The organism is Allosphingosinicella sp. (assembly GCF_035626655.1).
Classification (GTDB): Bacteria; Pseudomonadota; Alphaproteobacteria; order Sphingomonadales; family Sphingomonadaceae; genus Allosphingosinicella.
This window is the reverse complement of sequence record NZ_DASPNF010000010.1, coordinates 418,802-435,330: the sequence shown is the minus strand read 5'-3', so window position 1 is coordinate 435,330 and position 16,529 is coordinate 418,802. Positions and strand designations below refer to the sequence as shown.

The window sequence follows — 16,529 nt, the reverse complement described above, 5'->3', positions numbered from 1 at the left end:
GTCTGGACGGTTGCAATCTCGGCGCGGGGACACTAGATGCCCGCCTTCGCCGCAAGGTACGGACGCATAGCTCAGTTGGTAGAGCAGCTGACTCTTAATCAGCGGGTCCCAGGTTCGAGCCCTGGTGCGTCCACCACCCTCCCCTGATCACACCAGCCGATTCAGCCGAGCCGGTTACGGCTTGCGCTCGCGCCGGGGCTGCCTAGACTTGCCCGAGGGGGTGAGCGGGTTTCATGACGGTCGCGCAGGACGGAGTGGACGGCGGCGAGGCGGCCCGCCAGCTGGGTGACGCGCACCGCCAGCTGCTCACCGACAATTCGATCCAGTTCGAGCTGCCGACCGGGGGCTATGGGCCCGGCGACCGGCAAGTGCCGATGCCGAACTCGCCGCCCGCGGCGCCGACCGCGGATCCCTCGCTGGCGCCCCCGCAAGCGGCGCCGACCATCCAGGGCGACCCCGCCGCCGCGCCGCCCGCGCCGGCCAGCGCGCCGGATCTCTCGGCTTCAGGCGGCAGCAGCGGGCTGGACGGGGTGATGCAGGTCTTCCTCTGGATCGCCGCCGGCATCGCGCTGGCGATCCTGCTCTACTGGCTGTTCGCCTTCTTCTGCGACCGCGGCCTCGGCGGCCGCGAGGGCCGGCCACGCAAGCTCCGCGAGGCGAAAGGCGAAGGCGAGGCCTGGCGGCCGGAGGAAAGCCTGGCCACCGAGCTGCTCGACGAGGCGGACGTGCTGGCGAGCCAGGGCCGCTATGACGAGGCGGCGCGGCTGCTACTGCATCGCTCGATCGGCGAGATCCATGCCCACCGTCCGGACCTCGTCAGGCCGGCTTTGACCAGCCGCGACATTGCGGGCCATCCGCTGCTGCCGAGCGGGCCGGCGGCGGCCTTCGCGCGGATCGCGGCGCTGGTCGAGCGCAGCTTCTTCGCCCGCCGCGCGCTCGGCCCCGACGACTGGCAGGATTGCCGTACCGCCTATCGCGAATTCGCCTTCGCCGAGGGCTGGCAGGGATGAAGGAGCGCAGTCCCTTCAATCCGAAGATCGTCTACGGCCTGATCGTCGTCGGCATCGCCGCCTTCGCCGCGATCATCTGGGTGATGGCCTATGGCGGGCCGGAGCCGCGGCAGCAGAAGGAGCTGAGCCGCGCGCAGATGATGTCGCCGGCCGCGGTCGGCTTCAAGGGTCTGGTCGAGCTGGTCGGGCAGGTCCGCCAGGCCTATGTGATCAACAGCACGGCGGAGCTCGATTTCGACGATCTGCTGGTCCTCGCCATCGACGAGAACAGTCGCTCGGAAGATCTGAGCTGGGTGCGGCAGCGGCGGGCGGCGCGGCCTACCCTGATCATCCTGCCCAAATGGCGCACGGTCGCGAACCGGCGGGGCGGCGACTGGGTCACGGCGATCGGCCCCGGCGCCGGCAACCGCCTGGCCATGCAGCTCGGCTACCGGCTCGCGATCAGGGACAATGTCCCGCCGGGCAGTCGTGCCACCGGCACGAACTTCCTGGTCGGCACCGACATGGTCGCGCCGGCGCTGCCGCAGGTGATCGAGGGCGAAGGCCTTGTGCCTTTGCTCACTCTGCCCAATGGCGGCGCCCTGCTCGCCCAGATCGAGGGCCGCCCGCATTACATCCTCGCCGATCCGGACCTGCTCAACAATCACGGGATCAGCGATCCGGCGCGGGCGAGCGCGGCGATCGCTTTGCTCGACGCGCTGAACGCCACCGATGCGCAGAGCATCAACTTCGCGACCTTCACCGATGTCGCCGCCGTGGCGCGCGAGAGCGCCAGCCTGCTGCGGCTCGTGCTGGAGCCGCCCTTCCTGGCGATGACGCTGGCGCTGATCGTCGCCGCTCTGCTGGCGGGCTTTCACGGCGCGATCCGCTTCGGCCAGCCGCGCCGCGAGGAACGCACGATCGCGCTCGGCAAGGCGGCACTCGTGGAAAACAGCGCCGGCCTGATCCGGCTGGCCCGCCGCGAGGTGCATATGAGCACCGCCTATGCCGAGTTCATCCAGCAGGAAACCGCGCGCGCAGTCGGTGCCCCGCCCGAGCTGTCCGGCGAGGCGCTGGACGAATATCTCGACCGCCTGACGCGGAGCGGACCGACCTTTTCGGAGCTGGCGACCGCCCTGGAGAAGACCAGGGACCGCGAGTCCATGGCCGCTGCAGCGCGGGCCTTGTTTCAATGGAAGAAGGACATCATCCGGTGAACGCGACAGACGTGAAAGAGCTTGCCGACGGCATCCGGCGCGACGTGGGCCGGGCGATCGTCGGCCAGGACGATGCGGTCGAGCTGATGCTCATCGCGCTGCTCGCCTCTGGCCACATCCTGCTGGAAGGTCCGCCCGGCACGGCCAAGACCTTCCTCGCCCAATGCTTCGCGCGCGTGCTCGGCCTTGATTTCGGCCGCATCCAGTTCACCCCGGACCTGATGCCGGGCGATATCCTCGGCTCCAACCTGTTCAACTTCCAGACCAGCCAGTTCACGCTCACCCGCGGCCCGGTCTTCTGCGAATTGCTGCTCGCCGACGAGATCAACCGCACGCCGCCGAAGACGCAGGCGGCCCTGCTCGAGGCGATGCAGGAGCGGGCGGTCACGATCGACGGCGAGACGCACAAATTGCCCGATCATTTCATGGTGATCGCCACCCAGAACCCGATCGAGCAGCAGGGCGTCTATCCGCTGCCGGAGGCGCAGCTCGACCGCTTCCTGTTCAAGCACCGCGTCGCCTATCCCTCGGCCGGGGAGGAGGCGAAGATCGTCGCCAGCCACGGCGCCCGCTTCGGCGCCCCGCGGCCCGAGGAATGGGGGATCGAGCCGAACGTGCCGCCCCGGCGCGTCGCCGAGGCGGTCGCCTTCGTCGCGCAGATCCCGATGGTCGAGGAGGTGGTGAACTATGTCGTCGGCTTGGTCCGGGCCACCCGCGAGGCGCCCGATCTCGAGGCCGGCGCGAGCCCGCGCGCCGCGGCGATGCTGGCCGGCGCCGCCCGCGCCCGCGCCGCGCTCGACGGCCGCGACTATGTCCTGCCCGACGACGTCAAGGCGCTGGCGCTGCCGGTCCTGCGCCACCGTGTGATCCTCTCCGCCGCCTCGGAAATCGAGGGCCGGCCGGTCGAGGGGGTGATCAACCGGCTGATCGAAGAGACCGGAGCGCCGCGTTGATCTACCCGAGCCGCCGCTTCATCCTCGCCGCCGCCGCGGTCGCGCCGGCGGCGCTGATGATCGGCGTCTATGCGCCCGCCTGGTGGACGGCCGGGCTCGGGCTGCTTGTCCTGCTCTTCCTGCTTGCCGCGCTCGACGCGGTGCTCGGCCCGGCGGTGCGCCATGCCGAGCTCGGCTGCGGCACGCCTTATGCGGTTGCGGTCGGCGAGACGTTTCCCGTCTCGCTCTGGGTCCGCTTCGTCCGGCGCGCGCCGCGCAAGGCCTGGTTCGCGATCGGCACCGAGGGGCCGATCGCGGCGCCCGAAGGCTTGCGCGCGCGGGGAGCGATGGAGAGAGACGAGGGCGCGGCCGACGTCGCGCTGACCGCCGAGCGGCGCGGGACCGCGAACGTCACGATGATCTGGCTGCGCTGGCGCGGCCCGCTCGGGCTCGTCTGGAAGCAGCGCGCCCGCGCGCTCGACCAGGCCGTGCTGGTCGTCCCCGACATCCGGCCGGTGCGCGACAAGGGCATCCAGATGGCCAATCGCGAGGCGCTCTACGGCCAGAAGGCGCAGCTCCAGGTCGGCGAAGGGGCCGAGTTCGAGGCGCTCGCCGCCTACCGCCAGGGCATGGACCGGCGGGCGATCGACTGGAAGCAGTCCGCCCGCCACGCCTCACTGATCGCCAAGGAATATCGGACCGAGCGCAACAACAATATCGTCATGGCGCTCGACGCCGGCCGGGCCATGTCCGAGCCCTTCGCCGGCCAGCCGCGCATCGACCGCGCCGTCTCGGCCGCTTTGCTCACCGCCTATGTCGCGCTCAAGGATGGCGACCGGGTCGGCTTCTTTGCCTTCGATTCCAGGCCGCGCGCCTCGAGCAAGCCGATCGGCGGGCCGCGCGCCTTCTCCACCCTGCAGCGCGTGGCCGCGGGCATCGACTATTCGGCGAGCGAGACCAATTATACGCTCGGCATCTCGACGCTCGCGGCCGGGCTCAACCGCCGCTCGCTGATCGTCATCTTCACCGAGTTCGCCGACACGATCAGCGCCGAGCTGATGCTCGCCGCGGTCGGCACCCTGCTGGAGCGGCACCTCGTCCTCTTCGTTGTGCTTCGCGACGAGGAGCTGGAGGCCTTCGCCGCCGCCGAGCCGCAGGCGCCCGAGGACGTCAGCAAGGCCGTGGCCGCCGCCGGCCTGCTGCAGGAGCGGCGGCTGGTGCTGACCCGCCTGCGCCATCTCGGCGTCCATGTGCTGGAGGCGAGCGCGGCGGAGACCGGCCCGGCCTTGGTCAGCACCTATCTCGGCTTCAAGCGGCGGGGCATGCTGTGACCGCGCTCACCAATCCCCGCACCTTCCGTGCCGCCCGCGAGCATGAATGGGGCCAGCTCGAGGAGATCCTCCGCCGGGCCGAGGAACGGAGCGTGCGCGCGCTCGACGACGAGGATCTGCGCGCTCTGCCCGTCCTCTATCGCGGCGCCCTCTCCTCACTGTCCGTGGCGCGCGAGACCTCGCTCGATCTGGAGCTGGTCACCTATCTGGAGGGGCTGTGCGCCCGCGCCTATTTCTTCGTCTATGGCGTGCGGACACCGCTCAGGAGCCGGATCGCCGCCTTCTTCGCGCGGGACCTGCCGCGGGCGATGCGCAGCCTCTGGCGCGAGACCCTGATCACCCTGCTGCTGACCGCGATCGGCGCCTTGGCCGGCTATCTGCTCGTCATGTCCGATCATGGCTGGTTCGACGCATTCGTCTCGTCTGAGCTCGCGGGCGGCCGCGATTTCTCGGCCTCGACCGAATTCCTTCGAAACGCGCTCTACGACGATGGCGGCGAGAACCCGCTCTCGGTCTTCGCCGCCTTCCTGTTCACGCACAATGCGCAAATCTCCCTGCTCTGCTTCGCGCTCGGCTTCGCCTTCGGCGTGCCGACCATCATGCTCCTGATCATGAACGCCACGATGCTCGGAGCCATCTTCGCGCTCTACGCCTCGCACGGCCTCACCTTCGCGCTCGGGGGCTGGCTCTCGATCCACGGGACCACCGAGATCTTCGCCATCATTCTCGCCGCGGCCGCCGGCCTAAGGATCGGCTGGAGCGTGGTCTTCCCCGGCGAGAAGACCCGCCTCGCCGCGGCCGCCGTGGCCGGCCGCACGGCGGCGCTGGCCATGGTCGGGGTTGTGCTGATGCTGCTCTGCGCCGGCCTGCTCGAAGGCTTTGGCCGCCAGCTGATCGTCGAGGACTGGGCGCGCTATACGATCGGCGGGATCATGCTCGCCTTCTGGTGCGCCTATTTCTACCTGCCGCGGCGGAGGCCCGGCGCCGATGGTTGATTGGGCGATGCGCAACCGGGCCGAGCAGTCCTGGCGCCGGACCCTGATCACGCCCGAGGGCGTCGACCTCAACCTGCGCCTCGCGGACGCCTGGCAGCGGCTGGGCGCCTTCCTGATCGACCTGCTCGTCATGGTCGGCATGCTGGCCCTGCTGCACCTGGTCCTCGCGATCATCCTCTCGATCACCGGCCGGAGCGGCCGCGAGGTCAGCGCGATCCTCTATCTGCTCGGCCTGTTCGTCCTCAGGAATTTCTACTTCATCCTGCAGGAGGTCGGCCCCCGCGCCGCCACGATCGGCAAGCGCGCCACGGGCCTCCGGGTCGTCGCGCGCAGCGGCGAGCGGCTGACCGCCGACCGCGTCATCGCCCGCAATCTCATGCGGGAGATCGAATTCTATCTGCCGGTGAGCTTCGTGATCGGCGACCTCGCCCGCGGCGAGGCGGACTGGCTGCTGGCGCTCGGCGGCATCGCCTGGGTGCTGATCTTCGTGCTCTTCCCCTTGTTCAACCGCGACCGGATGCGGATCGGCGACCTGCTCGCCGGCACTTGGGTGGTGCGCGCGCCCAAGCGCGATTTGCAGGGCGATGTCGGCAATGTCTGGGAGGGTTCGCCGCAATTCCGGTTCACCGACGCCCAGCTCGACGTCTACGGCGTGTTCGAGCTGCAGACGCTGGAAAAGGTGCTGCGCGATTCCAGACCCGAGGCGATCGTCCCGGTCGCCGGTGCGATCCGCCGCAAGATCGGCATGCCCGACGATGGCGAGGGGCACGATTACGCCTTCCTCACCGCCTATTACAACGCGGCCCGCGCGCGGATGGAGCGGGGCCTGCTGTTCGGCAAGCGCAAGCTCGACAAATATGACACGGGCAGCGGGACCGGCGGCTAGGCCGGCTGCAGCGCTTCGCCCAGGATCCGCTCCGCCTCGGCGAACAGCGCCGGATCGACCACCGCATCGGAAGCGGCCGCATTCTCGCTGACCTGCTCGGGCCGCGAGGCGCCGATGATCGCCGACGCGACGTTCGGTTCGCGCAGTACCCAGGCGAGGGCGAACTGGGCGAGGCTGAGGCCCGCTTCGGCCGCCATGGGCCGCAGCCGCTGCACCGCCTCGAGCACCGGCCGCGCCAGCAGCCGGTCCATCCAGCCACCCATCTCCTCGCTGGTCGCGCGGCTCCCCGCCGGCAGCGGCGCATCCGGGCGATATTTGCCGGTGAGCACGCCCTGGCCGAGCGGCGACCAGACGATCTGGGATATGCCATTGGCTTTGCAGAGGGGGATCACCTCGCGCTCGGGCTCGCGCCAGAGCAGGCTATATTGCGGCTGGCTGGAGACGAAGCGCGTCACGCCGGTCATGTCGATCGCCGCCCTGATCTTGTCCGCGGGCCATTCGGAAAAGCCGATATAGCGCGTCTTGCCGCTCGCCACAGCGCGGGTCAGCGCCTGCATCGTCTCCTCGAGCGGCGTCTCGTCGTCGTAGCGGTGGCATTGATAGAGATCGACATGGTCGGTGTTCAGCCGCCGCAGCGACGCGTCGAGCTGCTTCTCGATCTGGGCGGCGGAAAGGCCCCGGTCGCTGTCGGTCATCGGGAAGAAGAGCTTGGTGGCGAGGATGTAGCTTTCCCGCGTGCGCCCCTGCAATGCGTCGCCGAGGAAGCTCTCCGCCGCGCCGCGGCCATAGATGTTGGCGGTGTCGATGAAATTGATGCCGACCTCGAAGGCGCGCTCTAGGCAGGCGCGCGCAGCATCCGCCTCCACGCCGACCCCATAGGTGAGCCAGGAGCCAAGGGAGATGTCCGAGACTTCGAGGTCGCTCGCGCCCAGTTTCCGATATTTCATGTCATGCGCCTCCTTCAGGGGACCAGCACCGCGGCGCCCTCGATAGAGCCGCAGCGCAGCAGGTCCAGCGCTACATTGGCCTCGGCCAGCGGAAAAACGCGCGTTTCGGTCCGGATGCCGAGCGAAGCTGCGAGCGGCAGGAATTCGAGCCCGTCCGCCCGTGTAAGGTTCGCCACGGAAAGGATGCTCCGCTCGCCCCAGAGCGCGGCATAGGGAAAGGCGGGAATGTCGCTCATATGGATGCCCGCGCAGACGACGCGGCCTCCCTTCACCACCTGACGGAGCGCCTCGGGCACGAGAGCACCCACGGGCGCGAACAGGATGGCCGCGTCGAGCGGCTCGGGCGGCGCCTGCCCCGAAGCCTGCGCGGAGGCGCAGCCCAGGGACAAGGCGAAGGCCTGCGCCTTTTCGTCGCCGGGGCGGGTGAAGGCATGGACCCGCCGGCCCTGCCGCACCGCCACCTGCGCCAGGATATGAGCGGCCGCGCCGAAGCCGTAAAAACCCAAAGCCTCGCCCGCGCCGGCGAGGCGGAGCGCGCGATAGCCGATCAGCCCGGCGCAGAGCAGGGGCGCGGCCTCGACGTCACCAAAAGCGTCGGGAATGGGGAAGCAGTAGCGCGCGTCCGCCACGACATGGGTGGCGAAGCCGCCGTCGCGGGTGAAGCCGGTAAATTCGGGCGCGTCGCAGAGATTCTCGCGGTCCGAGCGGCACCAGCGGCACTGGCCGCAAGTCTGGCCCAGCCATGGCACGCCGACCCGCTCCCCGCTCCCGACGACGCGGCCCACGATCTCGTGACCCGGAACGATCGGCAGCGGACCTTTGATGTCGCCGTCCACGACGTGCAGGTCCGTCCGGCAGATGCCGCAGGCGGCGACCTCGATCAGCAGTTCGCCGGGGCCCGGCACCGGCAGCGGCCGCTCCACCAGGCGGAGCGCCGCGCCCGGCCGGTCGAGCTGCATCGCGCGCATCATGGGGCGCAATCTAGTTTGTGTTCCCTCGGCTTTCCATTACGCAGACGGCATGAGCCTTCCGCCCCTCTTCGACCGCCTGCGCCTTCCCGCGATCGGCGCGCCTTTGTTCATCGTCTCCAATCCGGACCTGGTCATCGCCCAGTGCAAGGCCGGGATCGTCGGCTCCTTCCCGGCGCTGAACGCGCGCCCGCAGAGCCTGCTCGACGAATGGCTGCACCGGATTGACGAGGAGCTCGCCGCCTGGGACCGCGACCATCCCGAGGCGCCGGCCGCGCCTTATGCGGTCAACCAGATCGTCCACAAATCGAATATCCGGCTGATGGAGGACATGGCGACCTGCCAGAAATGGAAGGTGCCGATCGTGATCACCTCACTCGGCGCTTTGGTCGAGGTGAATCAGGGCGTGCATGGCTGGGGCGGGATCACCCTGCACGACATCATCAACGACCGCTTCGCCCGCAAGGCGGTCGAGAAAGGCGCCGACGGGATCATCGCCGTGGCCGCGGGCGCGGGCGGCCATGCCGGGCGGCTCTCGCCCTTCGCGCTCATCCAGGAGATACGCGACTGGTTCGACGGGCCTTTGATCCTCTCGGGCGCGATCGCCACCGGCCGCGCCATCCTCGCGGCGCAGGCGATGGGCGCCGATCTCGGCTATATCGGCTCGCCCTTCATCGCCACCCGGGAGGCCAATGCAAGCGAGGCCTACAAGCAGGGCATCGTCGAGGGCCGCGCCGCGGACATCGTCTATTCGAGCCTGTTCACCGGCGTGCACGGCAATTACCTCCGCAAGTCGATCGAGCTGGCCGGCATGGACCCGGACAATCTTCCCGAAGGCGACATCAAGACGATGGACTTTGGCACCGGCGACGGCGCCAAGGCCAAGGCCTGGAAGGACATCTGGGGCTCGGGCCAGGGCATCGGCGCGATCGACGCGGTGCTGTCGGCCGCGGATTATGTCGCCCGGCTGATCACCGAATATGCCGAGGCGAGGACCGAATTGCTGACCAGGGTCGGATAGTCAGCCCCGCGGGGCGAGACCCGCCTGCTGCATCCGCCAGAGCGCGACATCGATCCGGTCCTGGCCGAAAAAGGGCTCGCCCGCGAAAACCAGGGTTGGGACGCCCCAATGGCCCGCGGCTTCCAGCGCGGCCTGGTTCGCGGCCACTTCCGCGTCGAGCGCATCCGCGTCCGCGTCCGCCTCGGCGTCCAGCTCGGCGAGGTCCAGCCCGGCTTGCGCCGCGGCGCCGGCGAGATGGCCGCCTTCGTGCCAATTCTCGGTCCCGCCCCAGATCAGCCGCGCCGCCTCGGCGCAGAAAGCGAGGCTCCGCCCCCGGCGCGCCGCCGCCTGCCCGAGCCGGACGAGACGGAAGATATGAGGCTGGTCCGCCGCGATCCGCCGCGTCGCCAGGTCCTGCACAATGGGGTCGGGCCGCGGCGCCGCCAGCGGGATGCCGTGATATTGGGCGAGCCGCACCACGTCGCGAAAGGTGTAGGCCAGCCAGTTGGGATGATTGCGCTCGAAGAAGTCCGGCTGGCGGATGGCCAGCGGGTAGACGGGCCTGAGGTCGATCTCGAGATCCCAGGCCTCGGTCATCGCCCGGTAGCGGCCGATGGCGAGCCACGAATAAGGGCTGCGGAACGACCAGTAGAGATCGGCCCGCAGCGTCAAGGACTCAGGCCGCCTTCTTGAGGTGCCGCCGGCCGAGCAGCTCGGCGATCTGCACCGCGTTCAGCGCGGCGCCCTTGCGGAGATTGTCGGAGACGCACCAGATGGAGAGGCCGTTCTCGACGGTCGGGTCCTCGCGGACGCGGCTGACGTAGGTCGCATATTCGCCGACGCATTCGACCGGGGTGACGTAGCCGCCGTCCTCCTGCTTGTCGACGAGCATGATCCCGGGGGCCTCCCGCAGGATCTTGCGGGCTTCCTCGGCGGAAATCTCGTTCTCGAACTCGATGTTGATCGCCTCCGAATGGCCGACGAAGACCGGGACACGCACGCAGGTCGCGGTCACCCTGATCTTCGGATCGAGGATCTTCTTGGTCTCGACCACCATCTTCCATTCCTCCTTGGTCGAGCCGTCGTCGAGGAAGCTATCGATGTGCGGAATGACGTTGAAGGCGATCTGCTTGGTGAACTTCACCGGCTCGGCCGGGTCGCCGACGAAGATATTGCGGCTCTGCTCGAACAATTCGTCCATGCCGGTTTTGCCGGCGCCGGAGACCGACTGATAGGTCGCGACCACCACGCGCTTGATCTTCGCCGCGTCGTGCAGCGGCTTCAGCGCCACCACCATCTGCGCGGTCGAGCAGTTCGGGTTCGCGATGATGTTCTTGCGGCGGTAGAGGTCGATCGCCTCGGGATTCACCTCGGGCACGATCAGCGGCACGTCCGGATCCATGCGGAAGTGCGAGGCATTGTCGATTACCGTGCAGCCGGCGGCCGCAGCCCTCGGCGCATAGACTTTCGACACGTCGGAGCCCGCGGCGAACAAAGCGATGTCCCAGCCGGCAAAGTCGAAATGCTCGATGTTGCGGACGCGCAGCTCCTTGCCGCTGTCGCCATAGTCGATGACGTCGCCGGTCGAGCGGGGGCTGGCCACGGCGGCGATCTCGTCGGCGGGGAATTCGCGCTCGGCGAGGATGTTCAGCATCTCCCGCCCGACATTGCCGGTCGCGCCGACGACGACCACCCGATAACCCATTGATATTCTCCGTCAGGGATGGCGCATAAGCTTCTCTCGCGCAGCGCCCGCTTAGCGGATATGGCATGGGGCGCAAGCAAGACAAGGGAGGGGGCGGATGCGGCAGGCGGGGATATTGCTGGCGCTCGCCCTCGCCTTGCTCGCGGCCATGGCGCTGAAGGGCGCTTTGCTCGTCCTCCCATCCCCGCCCGCAGCGGAAAGCGCCACCAGCTTCGACGCCAACCGCGCGGTCGCGCGGCTCCAGCGCATCCTGGGCGACCAGCGGCCGCATCCGGTCGACACCGATGCGGGCGACGCCGTCCGCGAGCGGCTGATCGCCGAGATGCGCGCCGTCGGCCTGGAGCCGCGCGTCACCGACGATTTCGTCTGCAACGGCCGGCGCGGCTCGGCGGTGAGCTGCGCGCGCGTCCGCAACCTGGTCGCGACCCTGGGGCCAGCCGAAGGGCGGCATCTGCTGCTCGTCAGCCACTATGACAGCACGGCCGCCGGCCCGGGCGCGTCCGACGACGGCATTGGCGTCGCCTCGATGCTGGAGGTTGCGCACCTGTTGCGCAGCCAGCGGCTGAACCGGCCCGTTACCTTCCTGTTCAACGAGGGCGAGGAATCCGGCTTGCTTGGCGCCCGCGCCTTCCTCGACCGCGACCCGCTCGCCGCCCGGGTCGACATCGCCGTGAACCTCGAATCCCGCGGCGTGAACGGTCCGGCGATCATGTTCGAGACGAGCCGGCCGAACGGCGCCGCAATCGCGCTCTACCGCACGGCGGTCTCCCGGCCTGTCGGCAATTCGCTCTCCACCGACCTCTACGGCCTGATCCCCAATTCCACCGACGTCGCGGTGTTCGACGAGCGGCCCTGGACGATCCTCAACTTCGCGGTGATTGGCAACGAAACCCGCTATCACAGCGCCGGCGACGAATTCGCCGCCCTCGACCGCCGCAGCGTGCAGCATATGGGCGACCAGCTCGAGCAGGTGACCCGCACCGTGGCTCAGGAGGGTGCGCCCGCCGCCGAGGGCGAGCGGCTTTATGCCGATATTGGCGGCTGGGTGCTGATCGTGCTGCCGATGATGTTCGGCCTCATCCTGCTCGGCCTGCTCTTCCTGTTCTTCGCCGTGGAGACCTGGCGGCGGCGCGCCTTCGCCCGACCGCTGCTCGCCATGTTCGCGGCCCTGATCCTGTCCGGCATGCTCGCCTTTGCCGGCCATTTCATCCTCAACCTGATCCGCGCCGGCGATTACTGGCGGGCCTGGCCGATCGTCGCGACCACCGCCGTCTATGCCTCGGCGCTGGCGGCCTGCGCGATCGGCCTGCTGCTGGTCGCCGGCACAGCCGAGCGTACCAGGCTGCGCGCCGCCTTCTGGCTGTTCTTCACCGCTCTGGGCGGGTCGATCTGCTTCATTGCGCCGGGGGCCGCCATCTACTTCCTGCTGCCGCCTCTGGTCGTGGCGCTCGGCATGGTCGGCAAGCGCTGGCACCCGAAAGCCGAAGCAGTCGGTGCCGTGCTCGCCGCGCTTCTCCTTTACCTGACTTTCGGCCCCGCCATCGCCTTGTTCGAGGAATTGATGAGCGCCGGCCCGATCTGGATCTTCGCGCCGCTGGGTACCCTCGTTATGCTTCCCGTGCTGATCGAGCTGGCGCCTGCATTGTCCCGGCTGCGTGCGCTCTTCGCAGTGGCGGGCGCGCTCGACCTCGCAATCCTGGGCTGGCTCGTCGCCGGCTTCACCCCCGCCTACAGCGCCGACAAGCAACAGCTCTTCACCATCGAATATGTCTGGGACCCGTCAGCCAACAGCGCCCGTTTCGCGGTCAACAATGACAGCGCCCCGGTTCCCTATGCGGCGGACTGGCAGCGCACCGAATTTCCTTGGACAACAAGACGGCGTTGGGCCGCGCCCGCGCCGAGACCTCGGGACCTCGGCAGGATGACTCCGCCGGCCTTTACCTTGGTCGGCCGGGAGAACAGGCCGGACGGGCTGCTGCTCCGGCTCAGGCTCGCAATGAACGGCTCTGAGAGTGCCGCGCTCATCGCGCCCGCGGAAGCGAGGCTAAAAGCGGCGGGCGCGCCCGGTTCCATCCGTCCCTTTGCCGATAATGCCGGGCGAACCTTCGTCCGCTGTGCGGGGAGAGGCTGCGACGGCGCCGAGATCGATATCCTGCTGCCTGGTCCGGAAATCGTCCACTTCACTGTGGTCGGCAGCCGGTCCGGACTGCCGCCGGAGGCCCAAGCGCTCGTACGTGCGCGCCCTGAAAATGCCCGGCCGCAATATGGGCCGGATGCCACGATCCTGCTCGACCGCTTTAGTTACCTGCCGCAAAGGCTCACGTCGCCGCCCGTGCCGTAGGTGCCAAGGCGGATGAAATAGGCTAATCGCCCGGCGTGGCCGATCTTTTCCAGACCGACGAGCAACAACCCGCGGCGCCCCCGCCCGGCGAGAATGCGCCGCTCGCCGACCGCCTGCGCCCGCAGGCGCTCGACGAGGTGGTCGGCCAGGAGCATCTGACCGGGCCGGACGGCGCGATCGGGCGGATGGTCGCCGCGGGCAAACTCGCCTCGATGATCCTCTGGGGACCGCCGGGCACCGGCAAGACCACGATCGCCCGCCTGCTCGCCGACGCGGTCGGGATGCACTTCGTCGCGATTTCGGCTGTCTTCTCGGGCGTTGCGGACCTCAAGAAGGTGTTCGCCGAAGCACGCGACCATATGAGGATCGGCAAGCAGACCCTGCTCTTCGTGGACGAGATCCACCGCTTCAACCGCGCCCAGCAGGACGGCTTCCTGCCCTATGTCGAGGACGGGACCGTGGTGCTGGTGGGCGCCACCACCGAGAATCCGAGCTTCGAGCTGAACGCGGCTCTGCTGTCGCGCGCGCAGGTGCTGATCCTGAACCGGCTGGACAATGCGGCGCTCTGCAAGTTGCTCGACCGGGCCGAGGCATTGATGGAGCGCCCCCTCCCCCTCACGCCCGAGGCGCGCGACGCGCTCGTCGCCACCGCCGACGGCGACGGCCGCTTCCTGCTCAACCAGGCCGAGACCCTCTTCTCGATCGAGATCCCGGAACCGCTGGCGCCGGCCGGGCTTGCCGCCCTCCTTCACCGCCGCGTCGCCGTCTACGACAAGGACCGGGAGGGGCATTACAACCTCATCTCCGCCCTGCACAAAGCGATCCGCGGCTCCGACCCGCAGGCCTCGCTTTACTATCTCGCACGCATGCTCGTGGCGGGCGAGGAGCCGCTCTATCTGCTCCGCCGCCTGACCCGCGCCGCCTCGGAGGATATCGGCCTCGCCGATCCCAATGCCCTGGTCCAGTGCCTCGCCGCCAAGGACGCCTACGATTTCCTCGGCTCGCCGGAGGGCGAGCTCGCCATCGTCCAGGCCTGTCTCTATCTCGCCACCGCGCCCAAATCGAACGCCGCCTACATGGCGCAAAAGGGCGCCTGGCGCAGCGCGAAGGAGACGGGCTCGCTGCTGCCGCCGAAGAACATCCTCAATGCGCCGACCAAGCTGATGAAGCAGATCGGCTACGGCAAGGGCTATCAATACGATCATGACGCCGAGGGCGGTTTCTCCGGCGACAATTACTGGCCGGAGGAAATGACCCCCCAGACCTTCTACACGCCCACCGACCGCGGCCTCGAGAAGCGCATCGCCGAGCGCATGGCCTGGTGGGAGGAGCAGCGCCATGCGAAGAAGGACGACTAGCCTTCTCCTCGCTCTGCTGCTTGCGGCCCCCGCGTCGGCGCAACAGCCGGCGCGCGAGCCGACCAGCTACGACCGCGCGATCGCCGCCGGCTACAAGGCGCTGACCCTCTGCAGCGCGATGTTCAATGGCACCGGCCGGACGCAGGCGCAGATCGAGGCGCTCGAGCTGACCGGCATCTATCCCGAATATGACGCGATCGTGCCGACGCTGAGGGCCGAGGTGCATAGCTTCATGACGAGGCCCGGGGACCGGCGGCAGTCACCCCAACGCCATGCAGCCGTCGTCGAAGTTCCCTTTGACCAGTCGGCGCCACCTCGCCGCGCAACTTGGCAAGTCGATCGAGGCTGTACGCTCGAGCCTATCGGACAATATCGGGAGGAATCGCCGGGCATGGTCACCGTGCTCGACATGCCGCCCGCTTTTGCCGGCAGCCGGGATGACCGGCCCTGGCCGGCGGGCGACCGCATGCGCTCCGTCCGGACATCACGGTTTCTAGCCGCGGTGGAGGGAAAGGCGTTCGACGGCGCGAGTTACGGTGCTGGCCGCACCACCGCGACGATCATCGTCCATGATGGGCGGATTGTCGCCGAACGTTATGCGGCTGGGTTCGGCATTCATACCGCACAGCGGACATGGTCGGTAGCCAAGAGCATCGCCGGAACGCTGATCGGCATGGCGGTCGGCGACCGTACGCTCGGCGTCGGGCATAGCGACCGGGTTCGTATTCCCGAGTGGCGAGACAGCCGCGGCAACATCCGGTTGGACGATTTGCTGCGCATGGCCAGCGGCCTCTACAGCGCCACCGCAGGCAACCGCACCGATGCCGTTTATTTCGGCGGCACCAGCGTCACCGACGAAATCGCCTACTGGCCACGTATCGCAGAGTCCGGGACGCGCTTTCGCTATGCGAATAACGACATCCTCGCCGCAGTCCGGGTCTTGCGCGCCGCGCTGAATAACGACGACGCCTACGCCGCTTTCCCCCGCTCCCGCCTCTTCGCCCCGCTCAGCATGACCCGCACCGTCGCGGAGACGGATCACCAGGGCAATTTCATCCTCTCCAGCCAGGTCTGGTCGACCGCGCGCGACCTCGCCCGGCTCGGCCAGTTCTGGCTGCAGGACGGCGTGTGGGAGGGGCGGCGCCTGCTGCCCGAGGGCTGGATGGCCTATATGACGCGCGCCTCCGGCCCGCAGCCGGCCAGCGGCCCGGGCTATGGCGCGACGCTCTGGCTGTTCGGGCCGGGCCAGGGCCTGCCCGCGGGCTCCTACGCCGCGCAGGGCAATCGGGGCCAATATGTGATGGTGGTGCCGAGCCGCCGGCTAGTGATTGTCCGCCGCGGCGAGGATGCAGCCGGCACGCGCTTCGACATCGCCCGCTTCACGGCCGACGTGATCGCGGCGCTGCCGGCAGAAGGGGCGAGACGATGACCGGGCGGATCGACAGCTGGGAGAAAGCGGTCGCCTATGCGCTGTCGCTGCCGGATACAATGCTGTCGACCAGCTACGGCAAGCCGGCGGTCAAGGTCGCCTCGAACGGCCGCGCCTTCCTCTACACCGGCCACGAGGACAAGACCTCGTTCGGCATTGCCATCGACCTTGATACGGTCGAGATACTGAAGGAGACGGACCCCGACACCTTCTGGCAGACGCCGCATTACGAGGGCTGGCCGGCGGTGCTGGTGCGCTTCGACAGCGCCGATCAGGAGCGCGTCCGCCACATGATCGAACGCTCGCGCGACTGGACGGCGGCCAAGCCGAAGGTGAAGCCGCGGAAGAAGAAATAGCAAGCCGGCCGGCAGGGCGGACCGCCTGTCCAATTGAACTTTCCCCGTCGCCAGAATAAGATCGTTCATCCCGCA

General features: G+C 68.7%; 15 protein-coding genes and 1 tRNA gene. 12 read left to right on the top strand and 4 right to left on the bottom strand.

Translation table 11 applies throughout. From position 1 onward, the window contains the following. Positions 1-60 precede the first annotated feature (60 nt). From VEC11_RS10605 to VEC11_RS10575, 7 genes are all read left to right on the top strand, one after another. Positions 61-136: transfer RNA gene (locus VEC11_RS10605), tRNA-Lys, on the top strand. A 97-nt stretch (positions 137-233) separates the two neighbouring features. Next, positions 234-1,010 carry a DUF4129 domain-containing protein gene (locus VEC11_RS10600; RefSeq protein ID WP_464130863.1) on the top strand — a complete coding sequence of 259 codons (777 nt, stop codon included), beginning with the start codon at positions 234-236 and terminating at the stop codon, positions 1,008-1,010. Next, the gene (locus tag VEC11_RS10595; protein ID WP_464130858.1) at positions 1,007-2,206 is read left to right on the top strand and encodes a hypothetical protein; all 1,200 of its coding nucleotides are present in this window, start codon (positions 1,007-1,009) and stop codon (positions 2,204-2,206) included. The genes VEC11_RS10600 and VEC11_RS10595 overlap by 4 nt, the downstream gene beginning before the upstream one ends. Next, positions 2,203-3,159: an AAA family ATPase gene (locus tag VEC11_RS10590; RefSeq protein ID WP_464130854.1), complete on the top strand. Its 957-nt coding sequence runs from the start codon at positions 2,203-2,205 to the stop codon at positions 3,157-3,159. The genes VEC11_RS10595 and VEC11_RS10590 overlap by 4 nt, the downstream gene beginning before the upstream one ends. Further along, complete coding sequence (locus VEC11_RS10585) at positions 3,156-4,469, top strand: DUF58 domain-containing protein (RefSeq protein ID WP_464130851.1); 1,314 nt, start codon at positions 3,156-3,158, stop codon at positions 4,467-4,469. Before VEC11_RS10590 ends, VEC11_RS10585 begins: the two co-directional genes overlap by 4 nt. Further along, on the top strand, positions 4,466-5,464 hold the full coding sequence (locus VEC11_RS10580) for a stage II sporulation protein M (RefSeq protein WP_464130849.1): 999 nt from the start codon (positions 4,466-4,468) through the stop codon (positions 5,462-5,464). The genes VEC11_RS10585 and VEC11_RS10580 overlap by 4 nt, the downstream gene beginning before the upstream one ends. Then, the gene (locus VEC11_RS10575; RefSeq protein WP_464130847.1) at positions 5,457-6,350 is read left to right on the top strand and encodes an RDD family protein; all 894 of its coding nucleotides are present in this window, start codon (positions 5,457-5,459) and stop codon (positions 6,348-6,350) included. The genes VEC11_RS10580 and VEC11_RS10575 overlap by 8 nt, the downstream gene beginning before the upstream one ends. On the opposite strand, the gene VEC11_RS10570 is transcribed toward VEC11_RS10575, so the two are convergent. Both VEC11_RS10570 and VEC11_RS10565 read right to left on the bottom strand, forming a co-directional pair. Next, complete coding sequence (locus VEC11_RS10570; protein ID WP_464130843.1) at positions 6,347-7,297, bottom strand: aldo/keto reductase family protein; 951 nt, start codon at positions 7,295-7,297, stop codon at positions 6,347-6,349. The two genes, VEC11_RS10575 and VEC11_RS10570, sit on opposite strands and share 4 nt — an antisense overlap. A 14-nt stretch (positions 7,298-7,311) precedes the next feature. Continuing rightward, positions 7,312-8,268 (bottom strand): zinc-dependent alcohol dehydrogenase family protein, encoded by a 957-nt coding sequence (locus VEC11_RS10565; protein WP_464130839.1) that lies wholly within the window; start codon positions 8,266-8,268, stop codon positions 7,312-7,314. A 49-nt stretch (positions 8,269-8,317) separates the two neighbouring features. Here VEC11_RS10565 and VEC11_RS10560 point away from each other — a divergent pair, with 49 nt between their 5' ends. Then, positions 8,318-9,286: an NAD(P)H-dependent flavin oxidoreductase gene (locus VEC11_RS10560; protein ID WP_464130835.1), complete on the top strand. Its 969-nt coding sequence runs from the start codon at positions 8,318-8,320 to the stop codon at positions 9,284-9,286. Here the strand turns inward: VEC11_RS10560 and VEC11_RS10555 are convergent, their stop codons facing one another. Together VEC11_RS10555 and VEC11_RS10550 are read right to left on the bottom strand one after the other, a co-directional pair. Then, complete coding sequence (locus VEC11_RS10555) at positions 9,287-9,937, bottom strand: DsbA family protein (RefSeq protein WP_464130831.1); 651 nt, start codon at positions 9,935-9,937, stop codon at positions 9,287-9,289. It lies immediately after the preceding gene. Between the two features lie 4 nt (positions 9,938-9,941). Then, positions 9,942-10,970, bottom strand: coding sequence for an aspartate-semialdehyde dehydrogenase (locus VEC11_RS10550; RefSeq protein WP_464130826.1), 1,029 nt, complete (start codon positions 10,968-10,970; stop codon positions 9,942-9,944). Between the two features lie 97 nt (positions 10,971-11,067). Between VEC11_RS10550 and VEC11_RS10545 the strand changes: the two genes are divergently transcribed. From VEC11_RS10545 to VEC11_RS10530, 4 genes are read left to right on the top strand one after another with little or no spacing between them, the layout of a single operon-like run. Next, on the top strand, positions 11,068-13,311 hold the full coding sequence (locus VEC11_RS10545) for a M20/M25/M40 family metallo-hydrolase (RefSeq protein ID WP_464130821.1): 2,244 nt from the start codon (positions 11,068-11,070) through the stop codon (positions 13,309-13,311). A gap of 35 nt (positions 13,312-13,346) precedes the next feature. Continuing rightward, entirely contained in the window at positions 13,347-14,669 is a 1,323-nt protein-coding gene (locus tag VEC11_RS10540) for a replication-associated recombination protein A (RefSeq protein WP_464130817.1), read from the top strand. Then, the gene (locus VEC11_RS10535; RefSeq protein ID WP_464130814.1) at positions 14,650-16,098 is read left to right on the top strand and encodes a serine hydrolase domain-containing protein; all 1,449 of its coding nucleotides are present in this window, start codon (positions 14,650-14,652) and stop codon (positions 16,096-16,098) included. Before VEC11_RS10540 ends, VEC11_RS10535 begins: the two co-directional genes overlap by 20 nt. Then, on the top strand, positions 16,095-16,454 hold the full coding sequence (locus VEC11_RS10530) for an MmcQ/YjbR family DNA-binding protein (RefSeq protein ID WP_464130812.1): 360 nt from the start codon (positions 16,095-16,097) through the stop codon (positions 16,452-16,454). Before VEC11_RS10535 ends, VEC11_RS10530 begins: the two co-directional genes overlap by 4 nt. The last annotated feature ends 75 nt before the right edge of the window (positions 16,455-16,529 follow it).

What these genes read in the sequence shown, in the direction of transcription:
- VEC11_RS10600 (WP_464130863.1), top strand. Translation starts at nt 234, where the DNA reads ATGACGGTCGCGCAGGACGGAGTGGACGGCGGCGAGGCGGCCCGCCAG.
- VEC11_RS10595 (WP_464130858.1), top strand. Translation starts at nt 1,007, where the DNA reads ATGAAGGAGCGCAGTCCCTTCAATCCGAAGATCGTCTACGGCCTGATC.
- VEC11_RS10575 (WP_464130847.1), top strand. Translation starts at nt 5,457, where the DNA reads ATGGTTGATTGGGCGATGCGCAACCGGGCCGAGCAGTCCTGGCGCCGG.
- VEC11_RS10570 (WP_464130843.1), bottom strand. Translation starts at nt 7,297, where the DNA reads ATGAAATATCGGAAACTGGGCGCGAGCGACCTCGAAGTCTCGGACATC.
- VEC11_RS10565 (WP_464130839.1), bottom strand. Translation starts at nt 8,268, where the DNA reads ATGATGCGCGCGATGCAGCTCGACCGGCCGGGCGCGGCGCTCCGCCTG.
- VEC11_RS10560 (WP_464130835.1), top strand. Translation starts at nt 8,318, where the DNA reads ATGAGCCTTCCGCCCCTCTTCGACCGCCTGCGCCTTCCCGCGATCGGC.
- VEC11_RS10550 (WP_464130826.1), bottom strand. Translation starts at nt 10,970, where the DNA reads ATGGGTTATCGGGTGGTCGTCGTCGGCGCGACCGGCAATGTCGGGCGG.
- VEC11_RS10545 (WP_464130821.1), top strand. Translation starts at nt 11,068, where the DNA reads ATGCGGCAGGCGGGGATATTGCTGGCGCTCGCCCTCGCCTTGCTCGCG.
- VEC11_RS10535 (WP_464130814.1), top strand. Translation starts at nt 14,650, where the DNA reads ATGCGAAGAAGGACGACTAGCCTTCTCCTCGCTCTGCTGCTTGCGGCC.
- VEC11_RS10530 (WP_464130812.1), top strand. Translation starts at nt 16,095, where the DNA reads ATGACCGGGCGGATCGACAGCTGGGAGAAAGCGGTCGCCTATGCGCTG.